This is a genomic window from uncultured Varibaculum sp., from assembly GCF_902489465.1.
GTDB lineage: Bacteria > Actinomycetota > Actinomycetes > Actinomycetales > Actinomycetaceae > Varibaculum.
The window spans coordinates 65,092-85,359 of record NZ_CABTZZ010000002.1; the positions used below are offsets into that span (position 1 = coordinate 65,092).

Below are 20,268 nucleotides of genomic sequence, written 5' to 3' on the forward strand. Positions count from 1 at the left end.
ATAGGACTTGCGTCCCCGAGAACTAAGCGGATTTTTACCATAGAAATACCTGGTTTAGAGCTTTCCAATACTTATTTTATTGGTTTTCGTTACTACTCGCGCCTCTCCAATAGTGGTTAGTAAAATTGCGATTACCAACACCAGAAAAATCACTTTGCTATCAACCTGCGGCAAAGGGCGAAGTACCGCTACCGCCACGATAACTATGACCAGTTTCACTAAATAGGCTCCAAAAACATAGCCGCTAGTGCGCCGGGGATCTCGCAATACCAACCGGTTGGCGCCGATTCCAACGGCCGCCACCACCCACATGATTACCATGGCGGAAAGAGCCCCTAATGCCCCTGGCCAAGAACGAATGATTCCTGCCACTGGTACAGAAATCAGGGTTAGGATCGCCAAAATCACGACAACAGCGCGATTTCCTTTGCGAATAGCCATCCGCGCTCCGTAGCGATCAGCAACTGTAGTGACTTCCGGTGTCCGCGGACTCCTTCCGGCAGTGTCTCGATGCGCAGGAGGCAAGCCCCTCCCCGACGTTCCTTCGGAGAACTTTTCGATATCTTCGTTCATCAACCGTCCTTTCCTCGTACATGCCGGGGATAGGGAGCCGCGCCCAGCGAATAATAACTACGTAATCCCGGTAAGTAGGAAATGGTGACTATCAGGCAGGTTATCGCACCTAGCACTGTCAGAATTAACTCGGGAAGCCAGTCAAGCTTTAGCAAACAAACTGCAAGTACCGAAAAATAGAATGCCCACAGGTACATCACCAACACTGCGCGACGATGCGAATGCCCCATCTTCAACAGTCGATGATGCAAGTGAAGACGATCCGGTTTAAAGGGGCTTTGCCCATTGGCCAAACGGCGAATCACCGCCATTATCATGTCAACAAAGGGCAGAGCCATTACTGCCAACGGCAAAAGCAGCGGAATAGCTGCCGGTAGGAACTGTGATGTGCCCAGAGAAACCGGATCAATTTGTCCGGTAACTACGATGAACATGCAGGAAATGGTCAGCCCCAGCAACATCGAGCCTGAGTCTCCCATGAAAATAGTTGCGGGATGAAAGTTAGAGGCTAGGAAACCTAGGCAAACCCCCACAATTACGATTCCGATCATGGCAGCGAAGGAGGCGTAACTTTGCGCGTTTGTCAGGCGAATCAAAAGATAAGAATAAACAAAGAACGCTCCTGCTCCGATCAAAGTGATTCCGGCTGCTAAACCATCAAGACCATCAACAAAGTTAACCGCATTGGTAGAAAACACTATGATCAGCACGGTTATCAGAATCGACATCCTGGTTGAGGGAATAGTCATTCCAAAGATAGGGAACGAAACCACTTGAATGCCTTGCCAAGCGACCGCAGCCGCAATCAAGACCTGTCCGGAGAGTTTAGTCCACCAGTTCAAATCATAGATGTCATCCACTACCCCAAGCACTGTTATGGCGATCGAACCAAAGATGAGCGCCCACACCTGGGGATCGGCATAAAACTGGGAAAAATATGGCATCTGCCGCGAAACCAAAAACGCTCCTAACAGTCCGCACAACATCGCAACCCCACCTAGTCGCGGAGTGGGAACCTGGTGAACATCGCGCTCCCTCACCGGAGTCAAAACGTGAAGTGCCACGGAGATACGGCGCACTATCGGGGTCACCAAAAAAGTAATCGCACAGGCAATTACCCCCAGTAACAGATAGGCTTTCACAATCTCTCCCTATTGTTTTGCTGCTTTCCCGGCAACCGTCTGAAGCTGACGAGGCGAAATTGCCCCGCTGCGGAGCACCGAGTATTCTGCTTCCTCTACCTTAACTATGGTGGATGGTTCTCCAATCTGGCTAGGACCGGCATCGATATATTCGGCGACCTTATCTGAGAAATAATCTTGCGCTTGCCTAACCGTTTGTGCAGGCGGTAACCCATGAAGATTCGCAGAGGTTACTGCCAAAGGTCCGTTTTCCTGCAGTAATTGCAAAAGATCACTTTGATTTGGTTGACGCAGGGCGACAGTTCCTCCCGTTACCCCCAGGTCGAGTGGCAAATCTTTTCGCGCCGGTAACACCACGGTCAGAGCTCCCGGCCAAAACCCCTCCATAAACACTCTGGCCAGAGGAGGAATCGCGGGCACCAACGCAGCAGCTTGCGAAATGCTACTTACCAGTACCGGGGAGGGGAAATCCCGGCCTCTACCTTTTGCCGTTAGCAACCGATCTACTGCGGAAGCCACAAAAGGGTCGGCGGCTATCCCATAGACCGTATCGGTGGGTACTACCAGCAGTTTTCCCGCCGCTATCAGACTTTTGAGACTAGCTATATCTTGCTTACTAAGCGGAGTTCGCATACTTGCATATTAGCCTTATCGGCGTTGCTTGCGCCCATAGGTGATCACTGCGCTTCCCACCCAAATGCTTAGCAGCGAAAACCCGGTCAGCCAGATATCGCGCTGACCTCCGGTTTGGGCTAGCTGCCTGGGGGCAGCCGGGGTGCTACTTGACGCCGAAGGAGGATTAATCTGCCCGGTAGGATTAGGCTCGCTAGTTTCCGGGATAGGCATCGGCGTCGTTGGGTTCACCCCAGCAGTAATCGTGACTTCTTTAGGGGTGCTACTGGTACTACGGGGAGGGCTATCCAGAGGAGCTTCCACATAATGCAAAGTTGGTTGGGGAGACGGATCCTCTGCGAAAGCAGTAGCGGTGAAAAATATAGGTACTAACGCCACGGCGGTTACCGCCCCTACCGCGCGAAACCAAGCCGCCATTGCCGCACCCTTCTGCTATCTTCCAGCCACTTTACCTTAACGTTAGCATCATTTAAGAGAGACCTTAATCTGATCTTCACTTTCGTGCCAATAGATAGCGGGGACGCCCGGTAAGATCCCGCTCCGTCCTCATCTGACTAAATCCTATTTTACCAGCGTATTCACACAGTTTTTCTCCCTGCGTAGGATCATGTTCCATCGAAAAAACTCCGCCTTTACCCAACAGTCGAAAAGCCTGATCCACGGTCTGTTTCGGGATATTAAGGCCATCCTCTCCCCCACCCCAGAGGGCGAGCGGGGGGTCCTTTAAGGCTTCTGGTTGAGTAATAGTACCGGGCGGGACATAGGGTGGGTTGCTAACCACTAGATCAAATTGCCCCGCTTGCTCTTCCCATAAACGAGGGTCAGCCACATCTGCACAACTCACACTAATGCGCCGCGCGAGCTGTGGGTAACGTTCCAGGTTTTTCCGCGCTACTCTCAAGGCTTTTTCACTAATCTCCACCATAAAGACCGCAGCCGCAGGCAATTCTCGGGCAAGTGTCAGGGCAATAGCACCCGATCCCGCACATAAATCCGCAGCCAAGCCCGCTTCCCGTGCACCCCGAGGACGCAACGCCAGTTCTACTAGGTACTCGGTTTCCGGCCGCACGATAAAGGCATCAGGGCTGGAGAACAAGCGAAAGGAACCGAAAAACATCTCTTTTAGCAGATGCTGCAATGGTTCGTGGCTGCAGCGCCGTTTCACCAGTTCTCGGAAATCTTGCGTCTGAGCGGGAGTTAACTCCTGGGGGGCAAACAAAAATTCGTCGGCTCCACAAGCAGCACAATAAAGCGCCATGATTTCTCGCGCCGGCTCAATTCCAGCTTCCGTATAGCGCTGGCGTGCCCAACTAAACGCCTGTGGGCGGGAGAAACCGGCTTCACTCATCAGATGATCCGCGCAGAATCTATTAAGCTGACTGTCCCGAAAGCTGTTCTAGACGATGCTCCTCGTCAAGTTTGATCGCCGAGTCAATCACTGGCTGCAACTGTCCGTTAAGCACCTGGTCAAGGTTATAGGCCTTGTACCCGGTGCGGTGATCAGCAATCCGGTTCTCCGGGAAGTTATAGGTACGGATGCGTTCGGAGCGATCTACGGTGCGCACCTGAGAATGGCGTTGCTCTGCTGCCTCGGCCTCCCGTTTCGCCTCTTCCTCTGCCTTTAAGCGAGCCCGCAACACCCGGAACGCGGCCTCACGGTTTTGGATCTGCGACTTCTCGTTTTGCATACTAACCACGATTCCAGTGGGAATGTGGGTCAGCCGGACTGCGGAATCAGTAGTATTAACCGACTGTCCACCCGGCCCGGAGGAACGGAACACATCTACCCGCACCTCATTGGGGTCGATCTCAACCTCTCCCGCATCTTCTACCTCCGGCATCACTAATACCCCGGCAGCAGAGGTGTGAATACGTCCCTGCGACTCGGTGACCGGCACTCGCTGCACCCGGTGCACTCCGCCCTCATACTTTAGGTTCGCCCAGACTCCCTCTTCGGGGGCTACGTTCCCCTTAGCTTTTATCGCGATCTGGGCGTCTTTGATTCCGCCCAGGTCATTCACAGTGGAGTCCATGACCTGCACGCTCCAGCCTTTGGTTTCTGCAAAACGTTCGTACATCCGCAGCAAATCCCCAGCGAAGAGGGCGGACTCATCCCCACCTGCACCCGCTTTAATCTCCATAATGACGTCACGAGCATCATCGGGATCGCGGGGTGCCAACACTTTACGCAGCTTATCTAACGCTTTACTTTCAGCCTGTTCCATCTGGGGAATCTCGGAAGCAAAATCCGGATCTTCCTTAGCCAACTCTTGGCCGGCCTGTAAATCTTCCTGCGCACTCTTCCAGGTCTCATAGGCTTTCGCTATCTGTGCCAACTGGGTGTGACGGCGACCGATTTTACGAGCCTGCTGCTGATCCTTTTGCACTTGCGGATCGCCCATCTTCATTTCCAGTTCAGTTTTTTCTGCGATGAGGGCTTCTACAGCTTCCTCGTCAATCGGCGATCCCACAGTTGCTCCTTATAACTCTTCGCGAACTGACTTCTACTCTACGTTGCCTGCCCGCGGCTAGAAAACCAAGCCTTTCGATTGGTAAGGGTTTTCGTCTCTTCGGGCTGGGAAATAACTAAATGAAATAAAAAGTGTGGCCGACGCGCGCGCCGGCCACACTTAAAACAAAGCTTACTTTTCGCGCTTGCGCTTGCCGTAACGGGCTTCGAAGCGCGCAACCCGTCCTCCGGTGTCCATAATCTTCTGCTTACCGGTATAGAAGGGGTGGCAAGCGGAGCACACATCTACCCGCATAGTGCCGGAGGTAATGGTAGAACGGGTTTCAAAGGTGTTCCCACAGGTACAAGTAACCGTGGTGGGAACATATTCGGGATGAATTCCCTGTTTCATGGTTTCTCCTTGAGGTTCTCAGGGCGCCGGGTCCAAATGCAGGTTACATAAGGTGAACCGGAACCGGATTTGATTATGCCACTTTGCGCGTTGGTAAAGCCAGTTCTCAGGCAAAATGTGGTGGGGGTGACCTTTTGATTTTTCTGTATCTCGTCAGTGTCCGCTATCCGGAAAAGAATTCTGATAACAATCTCATAACAGCAGGAGAATTCTAGGCTCATTACCGCTGGTCAAATAAAATAAAAAGTGGTTCTACCTGCACTGTGAGCAGACTTACCCACCCTGACTATGTTAGAAGGCTCTAAAGCCCGTTAGGATGAAGATGTTATTTGATCAGACCGTTCGGAAGCAAAGATATCGATGTCCAAGAATGCAAAAATAACTGTTGCCGTGATAGTTACCGCGCTGGTGGCGCTGGTCGCGGCATTCGCTATTTATGTCACCTACTACGCGATAGGGAAAAAGGCTCTGCCGGGAACCAAGGTAGGAGAAGTTAAAGTATCGGGAATGACTAGCTCCCAGATCCAAAAACAACTAGAAGTCGCCCAAACTGACTATAAAGCGACTTTCTCAGGACAGGGAATCCAAGAGAAATCTTTTACTCCCCAGGAAATCGGATACCTGTTGGACGCGAAAACTACTGCGAAAAATGCCACAGAACGAGATAGTGCTTTCAGCTACGTCAGTAGCCTATTCACTTCCCGTCAGGTGGATATCGTTCACGACATCGATCCGGCAGTAACCAATAAACTATCGCAGTATCTGTCCAAAGATATTCCGGAAGCCAAGCCTGCTACCGAGCCGATAGTGAAAGCTAACGCGGAAGGAACCGGATTCGAAGTGGTTCCGGGTAAGAACGGGTTCGGCGTGGATACCCATACGCTGGTAGCGGCCGCCAACAAGGTTATGGACACTCAAAAGGATCAACTTTCCTCGCTAAAGGTGAGCCCAGTTAAACCACTAGCCAGCCAAGATATGGCACAACAAATGGCGGATGCTGCCGTTAAGCTAACGGAAAACAAAGTGACGATTGCTGCGGGGAAAAAGACCTTCACCGCTGATCAAAAAGCAAAAGTTAGTTTTGTAAAAATCCCTGCAATCAGTAAAAGCGCTAAACCTGAAGCAAATCAACAGGCTATCGGAGATTGGGTTAACAAGAATAAAGGCGAAGTTGAAGTTCCGAAGGTTGACGGGAAACGATTCGTCAATAGTGCCGGCAAAGTTCTAAAAACCGAGACCGAACCTAAAGATGGGGTGACGGTCAGCAATGTTGAAAAACTTACCCAAGAAATAACCAAGAATTTTGCAGCTGGGCAAGACAGTTCCCTCAGCTACGAAACCCAGGTTGAAAAAGCTAGCGTCAAAGACAAAACCATTGCTGATGGCGCGGAAAAGTTAGCCTATATGGCGGCGCCGGGAGAAAAATGGATTGATGTTAACCTCTCTAACTACACGGTAACTGGGTATGAGGGTGCTTCAGTAGTGAAGGGACCTACCTCTATGGTTCCCGGAGCTCCTGCTACCCCCACCATTAAAGGTAACTTCGCTATCGAACGTAAATATCGTTCTAAAACCATGCGGGGATTCAATACTGACGGCAGTCGCTATGTTTCTCCGAACGTCCCCTACGCCATGTTCTTTTCGGGAGGCTACGCGCTGCACGGAGCTCCTTGGCGCGGATCCTTCGGCTGGGGAGGCCCGGGAGGATCGCATGGTTGCGTGAATATGCCGGTTGGCGGGGCTCGTGATTTCTATGAGTGGGCACCGATCGGTACCCCGGTTATATCCCACTCCTAGTGGGATAGTAGCCAGGAAATAATCTGGTTTCCGCTGGCGCGTAGCCCGTCGTGGTGCAAATCCTCTTTCTCCAAGATATTGGCTCCCATAACCCTGCCGGTATTTAGTGATAGGGAGCGGGGAACGAAAATGTCATCGCGGTAAACCACCGCATGTACCGAAACTTGATTATCCGCCAATCTCTGCGGGTCATAGAGTACCGGCCACTCGGTTTCCGCCGCCAAATTGTCTGCCAGTTCTGCTAGGGGCTTGAGTGCGGGATCGCTGGCGAACACCCAGCTACCAAAATGCTCCCCGGTAAGATAATAAGGTTGGGTCTTATCGAGGGGATCGGCATTTTGGGCAAAGCCGGGAGCCTTTTCGCGAATCCGATCTGCCGCCCAGGCAGTGGGTTCCACTTCGCTTTGCGGGACAGCATTCCCGTAAATAGTTTCATGCAAGAGGGCGTAGAGGGGATCCAGAGCAAAACTGACTCGTCCTCCTACCTGTCCTAAAAACTCTTGGGTGAGGTGACGTTTCCTCCCGATGTGAACAAACGGCGCCTCGAACAGGTAGCGCAGATTTTCCAGGCCGAGCGTGCGTCCCAGCTCCAGACCTACTTGTCTAATCCGATTGGGGGTTAGTTTTTCTCCATTAGGCAGGTATTCATCGTGTTCTAGCACGTGGGCACAGGTTTGTCGGACTGCTTCTTCCATACCGGGCAGGGCGTAGAACTCTTGGCAACGCCGGGCGGTGGCCGCAAACGTGCGCTCATAAATCCGGTTTACCTTGGTCAGCCCCGGCAGACCCCCGGTGATATAGGCTTTTTCGATAGCCTCGGGGAAGCGAGACAGATAGGCGGTAATAATAAAGCCACCGAAGCTTTGCCCCATCACCGTCCATTTTTTTATCCCCAGGGCGTGGCGCAGTGCTTCGGCGTCCCCTACAATCTGGTCGGCGCGCATCAGTCGCAACCAAGCTCCGGCGCGGGTTCCTAGAGCAGGAATAGTGACATTATCGAGCGGGGTGGAGCGTCCAGTTCCCCGCTGGTCAAGCATGATTATCCGGTATTTTTCCAGGGCAGCGCCAAACCAGGGAGCAGACCAGTCTGCCGGACGAGAGCCTTTACACCCCGGGCCTCCTTGGAAATAAATCAGATAGGGTCGGTTTTCCTCATCATCAAGGGCGATTTCGCGGGCATAGATTTCGATATGGGTTTTCTTGATTTCCGCATCTACCCAGGGAGGTAGAAACTGCCTGTCTGCTGTCGAAATATCGGAGTTTTCCTGCGATTTTGGCCGGGTTTGTTCGCCGGGATTAACCGCAAAAAGCTCGCTCTGTACCCCGGTTTCCTGGGAATCTGCCTCTCGTTCCAGGTTTACTACCGGGTTTTTCGCCGAATCCGGGAACAGGTTTAACGCTACTTCCGGATGGTAGAGGGGAACAGTGAGGACGTGTTCGCGGATTAGGTAACGTCCTTGACGATATTCTTTGGGGTTAGGATTTTGGTCTAATTTCGGGTAAAGAGGACGCGCGAGGACAGATGTCGGGGCGGCCGGTTTTTGCTGGTCGTTAGTTTGGCGGCGTCCTTTTCGCCTCCGTTCTTGTACGGAACTGGCAGCACTACCACTAGCTGTATCGGAAGCTAACTCACCGGCATTCTCCTTGCCAGTATTCCAGCCTGGCCCAAAATCCGTCTGCCGAGGGGTCCCCGCCTGATATGCTTTCGCAATCGCCTGCGCATGGGAGTCTGCCTGTTCATTGAGGGGATGCCCGGCGTGCCCCTTTACCCATTCGAAGCTTACTTTTCCCCTTCTGGCAGGGTCAGATAGTAACTGATCTAGGCGTTTGACCAGTTCCAGGTTGGCTACCGGTTTACCCCCGCCAGTTTTCCACCCCTTTTTCTTCCAGCCGAACCGCCATTTCGTCAAAATATTAATCACGTACTGGGAGTCCGCCTGGATCAATAAATCATCATTCATCCCCGCAGTTTCGGTGAGTAAATCGGCTACTGCCATCAGTTCTGCCTGATTATTAGTTCCGAGCGTAAAACCACCAGCCCGCCAACAATCAGGAGACAGATACCAACACCAGCCGCCGGCACCTGGATTTCCGAGGGAGGAACCATCTGTTGCTGCGATAATCATCTTCGCTCTCCTAACTGCACACCTGGAAAATTAGAATAACCTGGGGACGCCTCCCGGCGTCCCCAGGTTATCAGTACAGAATCAGATTAACCGCTAGGGCAAAGCAATTTTTCACTCAGCCCGATGCTGCATTCACCGCATCTAAAACTCGCGATTATCGAGTCTCAATCCACCACTTAGCAGCCTAGTGCCAGAAATGGCGGGTACCGGTCAGGTACAGAGTTACGCCTGCTTCTTGACAGGCTTTGATGGTGTCTTCGTCGCGAATCGATCCACCGGGCTGCACAATGGCTTTCACACCTGCCTCAATGAGGGATTGAGGACCATCAGCGAAGGGGAAGAACGCATCGGAGGCAGCCACCGAGCCGCGTGCCCGCTCGGGGGTAGCTTCACCTTCCGCTACCTGTCCCAAAGTATTTGCCCGTTGAATCGCCAGGGCGCAAGAATCTACGCGGTTCACTTGCCCCATCCCGATACCTACAGTGGCCTGTTCTTTTGCCAGCAAAATGGCATTTGACTTCACTGCCCGCACTGCTTTCCAAGCAAAAGCTAAATCTGCCAGAGTGGCATCATCAGCTGCTGTGCCAGCCGCCAAAGTCCAATTTTCGGGATTGTCGCCCTCGGCCTGCAACCGGTCGCGAGTTTGCGCCAACATTCCCCCACTGATCTGCCGGAATTCCCATTCCATCGGGGCATCTGCGTCAATCCGCAAAATCCGCAGATTCTTCTTGGTCTGCAGCAGCTCAAGTGCCTCTGCTTCATATTCGGGGGCAATAATCACTTCGGTGAAAATCGGTTTCACCTGCTGCGCCATTTGCAAAGTGACCTCACGGTTACAGGCAATCACCCCGCCATAGGCCGATAGCGGATCGCAGCCGTGCGCCAACAAGTGCGCCTTCGCTACATCCTCGGCAACTGCAATCCCGCAGGGGTTAGCGTGTTTGATTACCGCCACGCAAGGCTCGCTATGGTCGGTAGCCGCCCGCCAAGCCGCATCGGCATCGGTGTAGTTGTTGTAGCTCATAGGCTTTCCACCCAGCTGTTCTGCCTGCGCCAGGCCGCCCTCTTCATCGGTGAAACGATAGACGGCGGCCTCCTGATGCGGATTCTCCCCATAGCGCAAACTGTGTAATTCCTTCAGCTGCGGTTTCCACTGTTCCAAGTTAGGCAGGGCGCTGCTAGCAGTAGCCTCGCCCTCACCCTTTAGTTGCTTCGCAAACCAGGAGGAAATCTGGATGTCATAAATAGCGGTGTGGTTGAAAGCCGTAGCTGCGAGTTCGCGGCGCTCCGCAGCAGTGAATCCCCCACGCTGCAGGGCAGCAGCTAAATCGTCGTAGGAACTGGGATCGACAATCACCGCTACATCGGCGTGATTCTTGGCGGCCGCCCGAATCATTGACGGCCCGCCGATATCAATTTTTTCAATGCAATCCGCAAACCCGGCACCGGAAGCTACCGTGTCCGCAAAGGGATAAAGATTGCAAACCACCAGGTCAATCGGGGTTACTTTCAGTTCTTCTAGCTGGGCAACGTGGGCAGGTAGCTCCCGGTTAGCCAAAATCCCAGCATGAATCAGGGGGTGCAGAGTTTTTACCCGTCCATCGAGACATTCGGGAAACCCGGTTACCTGGGAAACTTCAGTTACCGCTACCCCGGCAGCGGCAATGACTTGCGCGGTAGAACCGGTGGAAATAATTTCAACCCCAGCTGCCTGTAGATTTTTCGCCAGTTTATCGAGGCCGGTTTTATCGTAGACACTGACCAGGGCACGTTTAATGGGTTTTATTTCGCTCATGACGTGGGAATCCTTTTGTTGCATTCTTTGTCCAGCCCAGGCGAGCGACTGTCCTTTTACGTTCCCCAGTGGTTATCCACTTTTTTCGCCAGTCACGTTAAAACCAGTCTACCCTGCTAACTCCAGCTGCGAAAGTTAATCTTCGTCGGGGATTTCAATGGCTTGGGTAGAGGTGTCGTCCGCGCCGCGCCGGGGTTTGCCCGCACGCAAGCGGCCGCGTTTGAAAATTGAACGTTTTATTGCTGGCCGCGTCAGTTCTGCTTCTGGGAGGCGCTGGGCAGAAGATTTGATTTTTTCCAATTCCTGCTGTTCTCTGGCAATAACTTCATCGGTTTTGCGCTCTGCCCAACCGGTGGCCAGGTCTTTTATTTCTTCGGTGTCTACCGGGAGGGCTCCCCTGGAACGCGCAAACTTTTCTTCCGGGCTCTGTCGCGGGGCAGCTGGCTGAGCCACCTGGTCAGCTTGCGATTTTTCGGTAGTTTCGAGGGCGTCTTCGCTATCTTTACCGACAGTTTCAGTCTTTTTACCCGCCTTAGCTTCGCTGTCATTTTCTTCATCAGCGGAGACTGCTTGCGAATCTGTTACCGGAAGTTCTAGCGATTGTGATACTTGCCCCGCCTCTGTCGCCTCTTTCGCAGCTGAGGGCACTTCCTGCGCCTTACTATCTCCGGTTACCTGTGGTTTCGCGGAGCTATTCTCTTCGCCGGTTTCCTGCGTATCTGCTGCCGCGTCCTCATCCGTAACCGAGGCCTCGGCACTAACGGGATTTCGGGACTGGAATTCTTTGGCTTTTTCTTTCGCGGCTGCAAAGCCTTGACGCCCAGCTTGCTCGCCCGCCCTCTTGAGTTTAAGGAAAATATCTGCCAGGTAAGCGCGGGCATGAGGGTGGGTAAGGGTTGCTACCAGCAGGATAGGTATCCACACCAAGATTAATCCCATCGCCGCGGTGGTCAGCGGGTCTACCCCCCAGGAGGACATGCGTCCCGCACCGATGGAGCCGGAAGATAAAAAGCAGAACCAAGTAGTTAAAACCGTAAACGAAAGGGTAGCTACCAGGAAAGAAGCCACGTGGGAGAAGAAATCTACCCGCGCCATGGAAGTGTAGAACAGGTATCCGTACAGCAGACTGAGCCCTACGATCACTGCCGGTATCCAGTACCCGGGAGTTTGTGCGGGTAATGCCCCCAAGATGGGGACTGCAGGAATCGGACCGGTTTTTACCTCCGTCAGCGAACGGATAGTGCCGGTACCTTGTTGAAATCCCGGCCCGAGAATCCAGGCCAGCGCCCAAGTTTGCACAGTAGGCAGATACAGCAATTGTGCCAGCCAAAGCAAAATCCCTGCCCCTAGGGAAAGACCATACAGGTCAGAGATATTCTTTACTGCCGGGAAATGGGTGAACACTTGGGCTATTACCAGTATCAAGGTTACGATCCCAAATAGTTTGAATACTTGCCAACCAGCGCGTAGCCCCGAAACAACCCAGCCGGGTACTGTCCAAGTGCTATTGGCGCCGTCCCAACTGCGTTCATCGCGGTCAATGCCGAGGCGTCGGTTTTCTAGATCCTGATTGTAGGCATGATCTGGTTTACTCACGCGGAGAATTAATTGCCGACTCCAGCTGGTAAATCGTTCATATTCAAACTTTAAACGCACTTTAGGATGCCGTAGGGACGGTTTTTCCCTATCGGGACGCTGATCGCGATCAAAGAGATAAAAAGCGTAGATCACAGTAGCGAAACCGTGGATTAACGCCCAAAAGAATAGTGCCCCTAGGCTGTAGGTTCCGCGCACAACCAATCCCACCAGCACGGCAACTATCGTTTGCGCAAAAGGGTAAAACCACAGCACTGCCCGGCTTTCAAGGACAAAGGTGCGCGCTAGATGCCCCCCTAGCCAAAGATAGGCTATCCACAATCCCAAGGGAATCACCGACAAAGTGGCGGTTTGCCCTATACCAGCAGGAAGAGGGACTGCGAATCCATGAGCCCAGATACTGGCTCCCACCGCCAGAGAATCCGTCCAAACCGTGTCTGCCATCCAGGGGTTGGACGAGGTGGAAAAATAAACTCCGGCACTAACACTCAAGAAAACAAGCCAGGGAATCAGGCAGGTGATCAGGGCAGCGGCCACCATCCGGGTGATTCCGCGGGGAATTCTCACCGTGAGAGTGCGCCGAGTCTTTTGGGAGCTAGCCTTCGCCTTTGAGTCAGGGGCATTATCGGTAGCTTTCCCAGCAGTTGGGGATTTCTTGCGAACTAACCGGAGCTTGTCCACCAATCCACGACCCCCAACTGTCTTGGCGCTGCTACCTGGACGTTTCTTGTCCTTAAAAGTCGGTTGTTTGGCTTGTCCCTGGCTCCGCCTTGTAGCTTTCTGCTGAGAGTTTTTAGTGGCCTGGATAGTTGCCCCCTTTTGGGTATGCGCAACTTGTTTCCTGGCTCCTGCAGATTGGAGCGGATATTTTGGAACATTAGGCCGGCGCAACATCCCTACTATTGTCCACTTTTCCACTCTCTTACCATTTAGGCGCACCGCACTCAGCTGTGCCTGGCGGTAAATAGTCTACTGGGGGGGGCGGTACCAAGCACCGCCCCCCCAGTCATATTCCAAGCCACCAGCTAATAGAAATAATTTTCCACTTAGCATCGCCTGTCAGTTAGCTAAGAGCTTTAAAGGCCTCCCTGGCCAATTCCGCCGTTTGAGAGGGAGTCTTGCCAACTTTGACGCCATGAGCTTCCAGAGCTTCCTTCTTCGCCTGGGCAGTACCTGCCGAACCGGAGACGATAGCACCTGCGTGTCCCATGGTTTTACCTTTAGGAGCAGTAAAGCCCGCAACATAGGCGATTACCGGCTTGGTGACATTAGCGGCAATATAATCGGCGGCGCGCTCTTCCGCATCTCCCCCAATCTCGCCAATCATCACGATTACTTTGGTGTCGGGGTCTTTTTCGAAGGCCTCTAACGCATCAATATGGGTGGTACCCACCACCGGGTCACCGCCAATTCCCATACAGGTGGTAAAGCCAATATCGCGCAGCTCAAACATCATCTGGTAGGTTAACGTACCAGACTTGGAAACCAGCCCGATGGGGCCAGAACCGGTAATATCCGCGGGGGTAATGCCGACATTGGACTGTCCCGGCGTAATAATCCCCGGGCAGTTCGGACCGATAATCCGGCAGCCATTCTTCAGGGCGGCATTAACGAACTCGGTGGAATCCTGTACCGGGATCCCCTCGGTAATCACTACGATCAGTGGCATCCCGGCCTCTACGGCTTCTAGTACCGCGCCTTTAGCGAAACGCGGAGGGACGAACACTACCGAAACATTCGCGCCCTCTTTTTCCATGGCTTCTTTCACGGTGCCAAATACCGGCACCGAAACCGTTCCGGCTTTAACGCCTTTCTTTTCTGCGGCCTCACCTAGGGGGACGATATCGAAATCAACCGTTTGCCCTGCTTTCTTGGGGTTGGTACCCCCCACCACATTGGTGCCGGCTCCCAGCATTAGCCGGGTGTGCTTACGCCCCTCCGAACCGGTCATGCCCTGTACGACAATCCGGGCTGAGGAATCAAGGAATACTGACATATTTGTTTCTCCTTATTCTTTTACCGATTCTTAACAGCCAGCAGCGAGTTTAGCTGCCTGGGCGGCGCCAGCGTCCATAGTCTCTACCATGGTCACCTGCTGTAGGCTTGCTTCTTCCAAAATCTTGCGACCAGCTTCTACTGAGTTGCCATCTAGGCGTACTACCAGCGGCTTAGTGGCTTTATCCCCCAAGATTTCAATTGCTTTAACGATTCCGGAAGCCACCTGGTCACAGGCAGTTATCCCGCCGAATACGTTTACGAATACCGACTTGACCTGGGGATCACCCAGAATAACGTCCAGCCCATCAGCCATTACCTGCGCGGAGGCTCCGCCCCCAATATCGAGGAAGTTCGCTGGTTTTACCCCGTATTCTTCACCGGCGTAGGCGACCACGTCCAAAGTTGACATCACCAAACCAGCGCCGTTACCAATGATTCCTACCTGACCTTCTAGGTGTACATAGTTCAAGCCTTTTTCTTTCGCTTTGGCTTCCAGGGGATCTTCTGTGCGTTTATCCACCAGTTCCTCATGACCGGGATGACGGAAACGGGCGTTATCATCCAAGGTAACTTTCCCATCCAAAGCAATAATTTCGCCCTCTTCACTGGACACCAAGGGGTTTACCTCTACTAGAGTGGCATCCTCACCCTGATATACGCCCCAGAGCCCTTCTAGCACCGGCACGGCTTTACTGATGACTTCTTCATCCACAAAACCGGCCTCTTTAAGAATTTTGCGGGCAACATCTGGGTCAATACCAGTAACCGGCAGCGGCACCTTCGCCAAGGCTTCCGGGCGTTCCTTGGCCAGTTGCTCAATCTCCATACCACCCTCTTTGGAGCACATAGCCAAGTGACGACGGTTAGAGCGGTCAAGAAGAATCGAGAAATAGTATTCAGAAGCAATATCGGCACCAGCGGCAACTAACACCTGGTGCACGGTATGTCCCTTAATATCCATACCCAGGATCTCTTCGGCTTTTTCGCGTGCTTCCTGGGGACTGCGAGCGAGTTTCACCCCGCCGGCTTTCCCGCGGCCACCCGTCTTGACTTGTGCTTTTACCACCACCAGGGGTTCAGCGAGTTTCTCGGCAGCTTTTTGAGCTTCTTCAGGAGTTTCGGCCACGATTCCGGCTAACACAGGAACCCCGTGCGCTTCAAATAGGTCGCGAGCCTGGTATTCGTAAAGGTCCACTTGCACGTCCTCTCATTAAGTACCTTGACATCAAGATATAGGACTATAGTACCGTATATTCTCGCTTATTACGTCACGAGAAAGTGTTCTCCATCACTAAAAAACTAGGGTTGACTCTAAACAAGCATGATTCAGCTAATCAAAAACTAAAGTAATACCCACGAGAGCTTAAAGAGGAAGCGTCCTCCCTCCCGCGCAAATTACTGTCGCTTTTCGGGCGAAACTCCCCAATGATTTCGGTTCACGGTACGATGAGTACTCACCTAGAAGCTGTTGGACGGAAAACCTAGAAGTGGATTGGAACTAGCTATGCTCTTGTGGGATCACGCCGCCCCGCTGATTGGGTGCTACTTCTTGGCTGCGCTGCTAATTCCCTTGCTAGTGAAGTACTTTAAGCAACGCACTTTTTACTTTGCTGCCCTTATGCCCCTTAGCGTCCTCGTCTGGACGCTATCTCACACCCGAGAGGCCTTCGGCACTGGATCGCAGGAAATAGCGGAGTTTTATCAATGGTCAAGCGCACTAGATCTAGAGATAGGGTTTCGACTGACCGGTTTATCTTGGCTAATGCTAATAGTGATTAACCTGGTTGGCTCGCTAATCCTGGTGTACTGCGCACAGTATTTCTCCAAGGATTCTCCCCGGCTTGGTCAATTCATTGCCGCTTTCCTAGGTTTTGCTGCCTCGATGTCTGGTCTGGTCTTGGCAGATCACACCATGACCCTCTACTTCTTCTGGGAAATTACTACTTTCAGTTCCTTTATTTTGATTGGTCACGAAGCTGAGGAACGTGCCTCCCGCGCCGCCGCCCGCCAAGCTATTTTGGTAACCACCACCGGTTCTTTAAGTATGTTCGCGGGGTTTGTGATCCTGGGGATCATGCCAGGAGGCTCCTTTAGGATTAGCGACCTGTTAACCGTATTGTCCTCCCCGACTGCCCTGGGCACTCAGGTCGAACCGGTTGCAGCTGGCTGTGGATTAGCCTTGATTTTATTTGCGGCAGCTACCAAGTCGGCGATTTTCCCGACTCACTTCTGGCTGCCCTCCGCGATGGCCGCTCCCACTCCCGTTTCGGCGTTCCTACACGCGGCCGCCATGGTAAAAGCGGGGATCTACCTAATCGCCCGGTTTGCGCCCGCATTTGCCCTCTTCCCCGCACTTACCTGGGCAATCATAATTTTAGGGGCAACGACAATGCTGCTAGGAGGCTACGCGGCGTTGCGACAAACCGACCTTAAACTAGTGTTGGCTTTCGGAACTGTATCCCAACTGGGATTCCTTACTATGCTCATTGGTTCGAGCAGCCCCCAGCTTTACCTGGCAGGTTTGTGTGTTCTGGCTGCCCACTCCACCTTTAAATCCGGCTTATTCCTAACCACTGGGACTATCGAAAAACAAACCGGCACCCGCGAGTTCCCCAGCCTGTGCGGCCTGGGAGAGTGTTCTCGCACGTTGGCTACCTGCGCCTTAGCGGGAATCTTATCCATGTCCGGAATCCCAATAACCAGCGGATATTTGGGGAAAGAACATGCGATTACCGCCCTGGTAGGTTCGGCAGACAACCGGCAGTCGGCAATAGTTTTTGCGGCGCTGATTGTGGGCTCGGCCTTAACTTTTGGCTATTCGCTGCGCTATTTTTGGGGCGCTTTCAGTCATAAGCATGACCGCAAAGGCACCTGTCCTCATCGGCAAAAATTGCGCGCAACCGGCAAGATGCTCACGGCGATCCCCGGGATACTTACCGGACTTTCGGTAATTCTCGGATTCTTGCCGAGCGTCCTTGACCATTTTTTGCGGCAAACCGCGATCCAAAGCTATCAGCAAGATCCAGGGAATCTACATCTTTGGTCGGGAGTATTGCCTGCCTTAGTAACTGTCTTTATCTTGGCGGCAGGTTTTGGCTTGTTTTGGAAGCGGGCACGGCTGGCGCGACTGCAGCGGCGGTTAGCTTTTTCGCCCCGATGGAGTGCCCAGGGGCTGTATTCGCGGGCTATCCGTGCTTTGGAGCAGGGGGCTGCTTGGGTTACAGGTAAGGTACAAACCGGTTCTCTTCCGGCTGACCTTTCAGTGATATTTACGGTTTCGGCAGTGGCAACTGGGGGATGCCTGCTGGGAATTAACGATATGCACAGCTGGCATTTCGCAGATTCCTTCGGGCAAGCATTCATTTGTTTCGCTCTGATCGGTATGGCTGCCATCTGTGTTGTTGCCCAGCGCCGCCTGAATGCAGTACTGGCGCTGTCGGCTTGCGGAGCCGCTGTGGCCGCCATTTACGTGCTGCAGGGGGCTCCGGACTTAGCGCTTACCCAGTTGGTGGTAGAAGCGGTCACCCTCACGTTGTTTTTACTGGTTTTGCGGCGTCTACCAGCCCGGTTTTCACGCCGAGTGAGTCGCTGGGCTCCGAGTTATCGCCTTTTAATAGCCGCTGCCTGCGGAGTAGGCATCGTGCTATTGGGGCTTTCCACGTCCTCTGCTCGCATTCATGAACCAGTCTCGAACCTGGTCACTACCGAAGGAAGTATTTTTGCCGGGGGACAAAACCTGGTCAATATCTTGTTGGTAGACGTTAGAGCCTGGGATACTGTGGGTGAACTTTCGGTACTACTAGTTGCCGCTACCGGGGTTACTGCCCTGATCTACCTGCGAGGGCTATCTAGCGCCCTGGCTAGTTCCCATCGTGCACGCCGGCGCCGACTATTGATGAGGGCGCGGCGACGCCGGGGACATTTACGGAAGCTTTCCGCTGGCCCCCAACAAACTTGGCTGGCGGTTGCTACGTTGATTAGTCCGCGCCGTCGCTCAATTTTGCTGGAAGTTTCTACCCGGATCTTGTACCACACTTTACTGCTGGTATCGGTATGGCTATTGTTTATCGGCCACAACAACCCCGGCGGAGGCTTTATTGGAGGCATGGTTGCCGGGATTGGGATTACGATCCGTTATTTTGCGGGAGGACGCTTTGAACTTTTAGAGGCGGTTCCGGCCAGACCGGGCGGGATTATTGCGCTCGGCATGACTACTGCCGTAGTTAGCGCCTTGATTCCTTTAGCGTTTGGCTACACCATTTTACAAAGCGTAGAAACGCATCTTGATTTAGGGATATGGGGGGAACTGCACTTTACATCGGCAATGGGACTAGATATCGGGGTATATTTGCTGGTTATCGGGGTAGTACTGGATTTGTTGCAATCTCTAGGTTCGGAGATTGACCGTCAGGGCGAATCTGCGGGCCATCAGCTGCCCGAAGCCGATATTACCGGCCGGCAAGATCCGGTGGATCATGCCGTTGGCTTACCGGATGATGAAGAGGAAACTGTGGACGCGTCCTCGGCAGAAAAAGAAAAGAGCCTGGTGCAAAGCGTTTCTATTTCTGAGCCTAAGGAGGCAAAGCGATGAGCGTTTCTCTCTGCCTGTTATTAGCTGCCGGATTTCTGGTTGCCTGCGGGGTTTACCTGGTCACCGAACGTACTTTAACCCGGATCGTTATTGGATTAGGGCTGCTGGGTAATGGGATCAATCTATTCCTGCTTTCCCAGGGGGGACGCGCCGGTACGGCTCCAATTTTGGGTACTGCCCTGTCAAAAATGTCTGATCCCTTGCCGCAGGGAATGATTCTTACTGCCATTGTGTTGTCGATGGCCACTACAGCGTTCGGATTGGCACTTGCCTACCGTTCCTGGCGGCTATCGGGGCATGACGAGGTCACCGATGACCTGGAGGATCGGCGCTTAGCGAAGAAAGTGGAAGACACCGAACGCTTCCTACGCCTGGACCTGGATGAACTAGATAAGAAACGTGGCCGTAAAAGGAGGGAACTGTGAACTTTGTTTTAGCGTTACCGGTTCTTCTTCCCCTGCTAGCGGCGGCTTTAACTTTGGGCTTAGGGAGACACTACCGGATACAGTCAGCGGTTGCCTTTGTGACGCTGTCGTTTTCTTTAATCTTTGCCCTCACGATTCTAGGGTTAACTGATAAAGCTACTCTGGTTTTAGATGTGGGGTCTTGGGCTGCTCCGATTGGAATCTCCCTGGTGGCTGACCGTCTAGCTGCGATAATGCTATGTACTTCCTTGGTGGTAATGGTGGCGGTACTGGCTTATTCGCTCTCAGAAGGTACCGTTCATGAATCGCAAGATATTCCTACTCCGATTTTTCACCCCACCTACTTGGTGTTATGCGCCGGAGTGAATAACGCGTTCCTCACCGGAGATATGTTTAACCTCTACGTGGGGGTAGAGATTCTGCTTACTTCCTCCTTTGTGTTGATTACTCTGGGAGGCACCCGGGATCGCATCCGATCCGGCACGGTTTACGTGGCAGTATCGATGGTGGGGTCAGCGATTTTCTTGGTAGCACTCGCCTGCCTTTACGGCGCTTGCGGCACCATGAATATGGCGCAGCTTTCTATGCGGCTAACTGAAATCGATCCGGCAGTCGCCATGCTTATCCAAACGTTATTCCTAGTGGCATTTGGTCTAAAGGCCGCCGTTTTCCCGCTCTCGGCTTGGTTGCCAGATTCTTATCCCACGGCACCCGCCCCGATCACCGCCGTA

At 53.0% G+C, this 20,268-nt stretch carries 16 protein-coding genes and 1 riboswitch; of the genes, 4 read left to right on the top strand and 12 right to left on the bottom strand.

Translation table 11 applies throughout. The annotated features are described in order from the left end of the window. Positions 1 to 54: 54 nt before the first annotated feature. From RDM26_RS00795 to rpmE, 7 genes are all read right to left on the bottom strand, one after another. The gene (locus RDM26_RS00795) at positions 55 to 573 is read right to left on the bottom strand and encodes a hypothetical protein (RefSeq protein WP_307737174.1); all 519 of its coding nucleotides are present in this window, start codon (positions 571 to 573) and stop codon (positions 55 to 57) included. Continuing rightward, entirely contained in the window at positions 573 to 1,715 is a 1,143-nt protein-coding gene (locus RDM26_RS00800; protein ID WP_307737175.1) for an MraY family glycosyltransferase, read from the bottom strand. Before RDM26_RS00800 ends, RDM26_RS00795 begins: the two co-directional genes overlap by 1 nt. Before the next feature lie 9 nt (positions 1,716 to 1,724). Then, on the bottom strand, positions 1,725 to 2,348 hold the full coding sequence (locus RDM26_RS00805) for an L-threonylcarbamoyladenylate synthase (protein WP_307737176.1): 624 nt from the start codon (positions 2,346 to 2,348) through the stop codon (positions 1,725 to 1,727). Positions 2,349 to 2,363: 15 nt separating this feature from the next. After that, the gene (locus RDM26_RS00810; protein ID WP_278608563.1) at positions 2,364 to 2,765 is read right to left on the bottom strand and encodes a hypothetical protein; all 402 of its coding nucleotides are present in this window, start codon (positions 2,763 to 2,765) and stop codon (positions 2,364 to 2,366) included. A 76-nt stretch (positions 2,766 to 2,841) separates the two neighbouring features. Then, positions 2,842 to 3,696: a peptide chain release factor N(5)-glutamine methyltransferase gene (gene prmC / locus RDM26_RS00815; protein WP_278608562.1), complete on the bottom strand. Its 855-nt coding sequence runs from the start codon at positions 3,694 to 3,696 to the stop codon at positions 2,842 to 2,844. Between the two features lie 22 nt (positions 3,697 to 3,718). Then, entirely contained in the window at positions 3,719 to 4,819 is a 1,101-nt protein-coding gene (prfA, locus tag RDM26_RS00820; protein ID WP_278608561.1) for a peptide chain release factor 1, read from the bottom strand. Between the two features lie 171 nt (positions 4,820 to 4,990). Then, positions 4,991 to 5,209 carry a 50S ribosomal protein L31 gene (rpmE, locus tag RDM26_RS00825; RefSeq protein ID WP_024059374.1) on the bottom strand — a complete coding sequence of 73 codons (219 nt, stop codon included), beginning with the start codon at positions 5,207 to 5,209 and terminating at the stop codon, positions 4,991 to 4,993. 360 nt (positions 5,210 to 5,569) lie between these two features. On the opposite strand from rpmE, the gene RDM26_RS00830 reads away from it, so the two are divergent. Beyond that, positions 5,570 to 7,006, top strand: a complete 1,437-nt coding sequence (locus RDM26_RS00830; protein ID WP_307737177.1) for a L,D-transpeptidase family protein — start codon at positions 5,570 to 5,572, stop codon at positions 7,004 to 7,006. On the opposite strand, the gene RDM26_RS00835 is transcribed toward RDM26_RS00830, so the two are convergent. From RDM26_RS00835 to sucC, 5 genes are all read right to left on the bottom strand, one after another. Continuing rightward, the gene (locus RDM26_RS00835; protein ID WP_307737178.1) at positions 7,003 to 9,132 is read right to left on the bottom strand and encodes an alpha/beta fold hydrolase; all 2,130 of its coding nucleotides are present in this window, start codon (positions 9,130 to 9,132) and stop codon (positions 7,003 to 7,005) included. The two genes, RDM26_RS00830 and RDM26_RS00835, sit on opposite strands and share 4 nt — an antisense overlap. 184 nt (positions 9,133 to 9,316) lie before the next feature. Continuing rightward, a complete protein-coding gene (gene purH, locus RDM26_RS00840; RefSeq protein WP_307737179.1) occupies positions 9,317 to 10,927 on the bottom strand; it encodes a bifunctional phosphoribosylaminoimidazolecarboxamide formyltransferase/IMP cyclohydrolase in 1,611 nt (536 codons plus the stop codon). Between the two features lie 27 nt (positions 10,928 to 10,954). After that, positions 10,955 to 11,033: riboswitch (ZMP/ZTP riboswitch) on the bottom strand. A gap of 29 nt (positions 11,034 to 11,062) precedes the next feature. Continuing rightward, entirely contained in the window at positions 11,063 to 13,204 is a 2,142-nt protein-coding gene (locus RDM26_RS00845; protein WP_307737180.1) for a DUF6350 family protein, read from the bottom strand. A 382-nt stretch (positions 13,205 to 13,586) separates the two neighbouring features. Next, a complete protein-coding gene (gene sucD, locus RDM26_RS00850) occupies positions 13,587 to 14,519 on the bottom strand; it encodes a succinate--CoA ligase subunit alpha (protein ID WP_307737181.1) in 933 nt (310 codons plus the stop codon). Positions 14,520 to 14,549: 30 nt separating this feature from the next. Then, complete coding sequence (gene sucC / locus RDM26_RS00855) at positions 14,550 to 15,716, bottom strand: ADP-forming succinate--CoA ligase subunit beta (RefSeq protein ID WP_307737186.1); 1,167 nt, start codon at positions 15,714 to 15,716, stop codon at positions 14,550 to 14,552. Between the two features lie 309 nt (positions 15,717 to 16,025). Here sucC and RDM26_RS00860 point away from each other — a divergent pair, with 309 nt between their 5' ends. From RDM26_RS00860 to RDM26_RS00870, 3 genes are all read left to right on the top strand, one after another. Continuing rightward, positions 16,026 to 19,112, top strand: coding sequence for a Na+/H+ antiporter subunit A (locus tag RDM26_RS00860; protein ID WP_307737182.1), 3,087 nt, complete (start codon positions 16,026 to 16,028; stop codon positions 19,110 to 19,112). Next, positions 19,109 to 19,537, top strand: a complete 429-nt coding sequence (locus RDM26_RS00865; protein WP_307737183.1) for a Na(+)/H(+) antiporter subunit C — start codon at positions 19,109 to 19,111, stop codon at positions 19,535 to 19,537. The genes RDM26_RS00860 and RDM26_RS00865 overlap by 4 nt, the downstream gene beginning before the upstream one ends. Continuing rightward, positions 19,534 to 20,268 (top strand): proton-conducting transporter membrane subunit (locus RDM26_RS00870; RefSeq protein WP_307737184.1); only part of this gene is annotated, 735 nt, incomplete at its 3' end. The genes RDM26_RS00865 and RDM26_RS00870, both read left to right, overlap by 4 nt.

What these genes read in the sequence shown, in the direction of transcription:
- RDM26_RS00795 (WP_307737174.1), bottom strand. Translation starts at nt 573, where the DNA reads ATGAACGAAGATATCGAAAAGTTCTCCGAAGGAACGTCGGGGAGGGGC.
- RDM26_RS00805 (WP_307737176.1), bottom strand. Translation starts at nt 2,348, where the DNA reads ATGCGAACTCCGCTTAGTAAGCAAGATATAGCTAGTCTCAAAAGTCTG.
- RDM26_RS00810 (WP_278608563.1), bottom strand. Translation starts at nt 2,765, where the DNA reads ATGGCGGCTTGGTTTCGCGCGGTAGGGGCGGTAACCGCCGTGGCGTTA.
- prmC (WP_278608562.1), bottom strand. Translation starts at nt 3,696, where the DNA reads ATGAGTGAAGCCGGTTTCTCCCGCCCACAGGCGTTTAGTTGGGCACGC.
- rpmE (WP_024059374.1), bottom strand. Translation starts at nt 5,209, where the DNA reads ATGAAACAGGGAATTCATCCCGAATATGTTCCCACCACGGTTACTTGT.
- RDM26_RS00830 (WP_307737177.1), top strand. Translation starts at nt 5,570, where the DNA reads ATGTCCAAGAATGCAAAAATAACTGTTGCCGTGATAGTTACCGCGCTG.
- RDM26_RS00835 (WP_307737178.1), bottom strand. Translation starts at nt 9,132, where the DNA reads ATGATTATCGCAGCAACAGATGGTTCCTCCCTCGGAAATCCAGGTGCC.
- purH (WP_307737179.1), bottom strand. Translation starts at nt 10,927, where the DNA reads ATGAGCGAAATAAAACCCATTAAACGTGCCCTGGTCAGTGTCTACGAT.
- sucD (WP_307737181.1), bottom strand. Translation starts at nt 14,519, where the DNA reads ATGTCAGTATTCCTTGATTCCTCAGCCCGGATTGTCGTACAGGGCATG.
- RDM26_RS00860 (WP_307737182.1), top strand. Translation starts at nt 16,026, where the DNA reads ATGCTCTTGTGGGATCACGCCGCCCCGCTGATTGGGTGCTACTTCTTG.
- RDM26_RS00865 (WP_307737183.1), top strand. Translation starts at nt 19,109, where the DNA reads ATGAGCGTTTCTCTCTGCCTGTTATTAGCTGCCGGATTTCTGGTTGCC.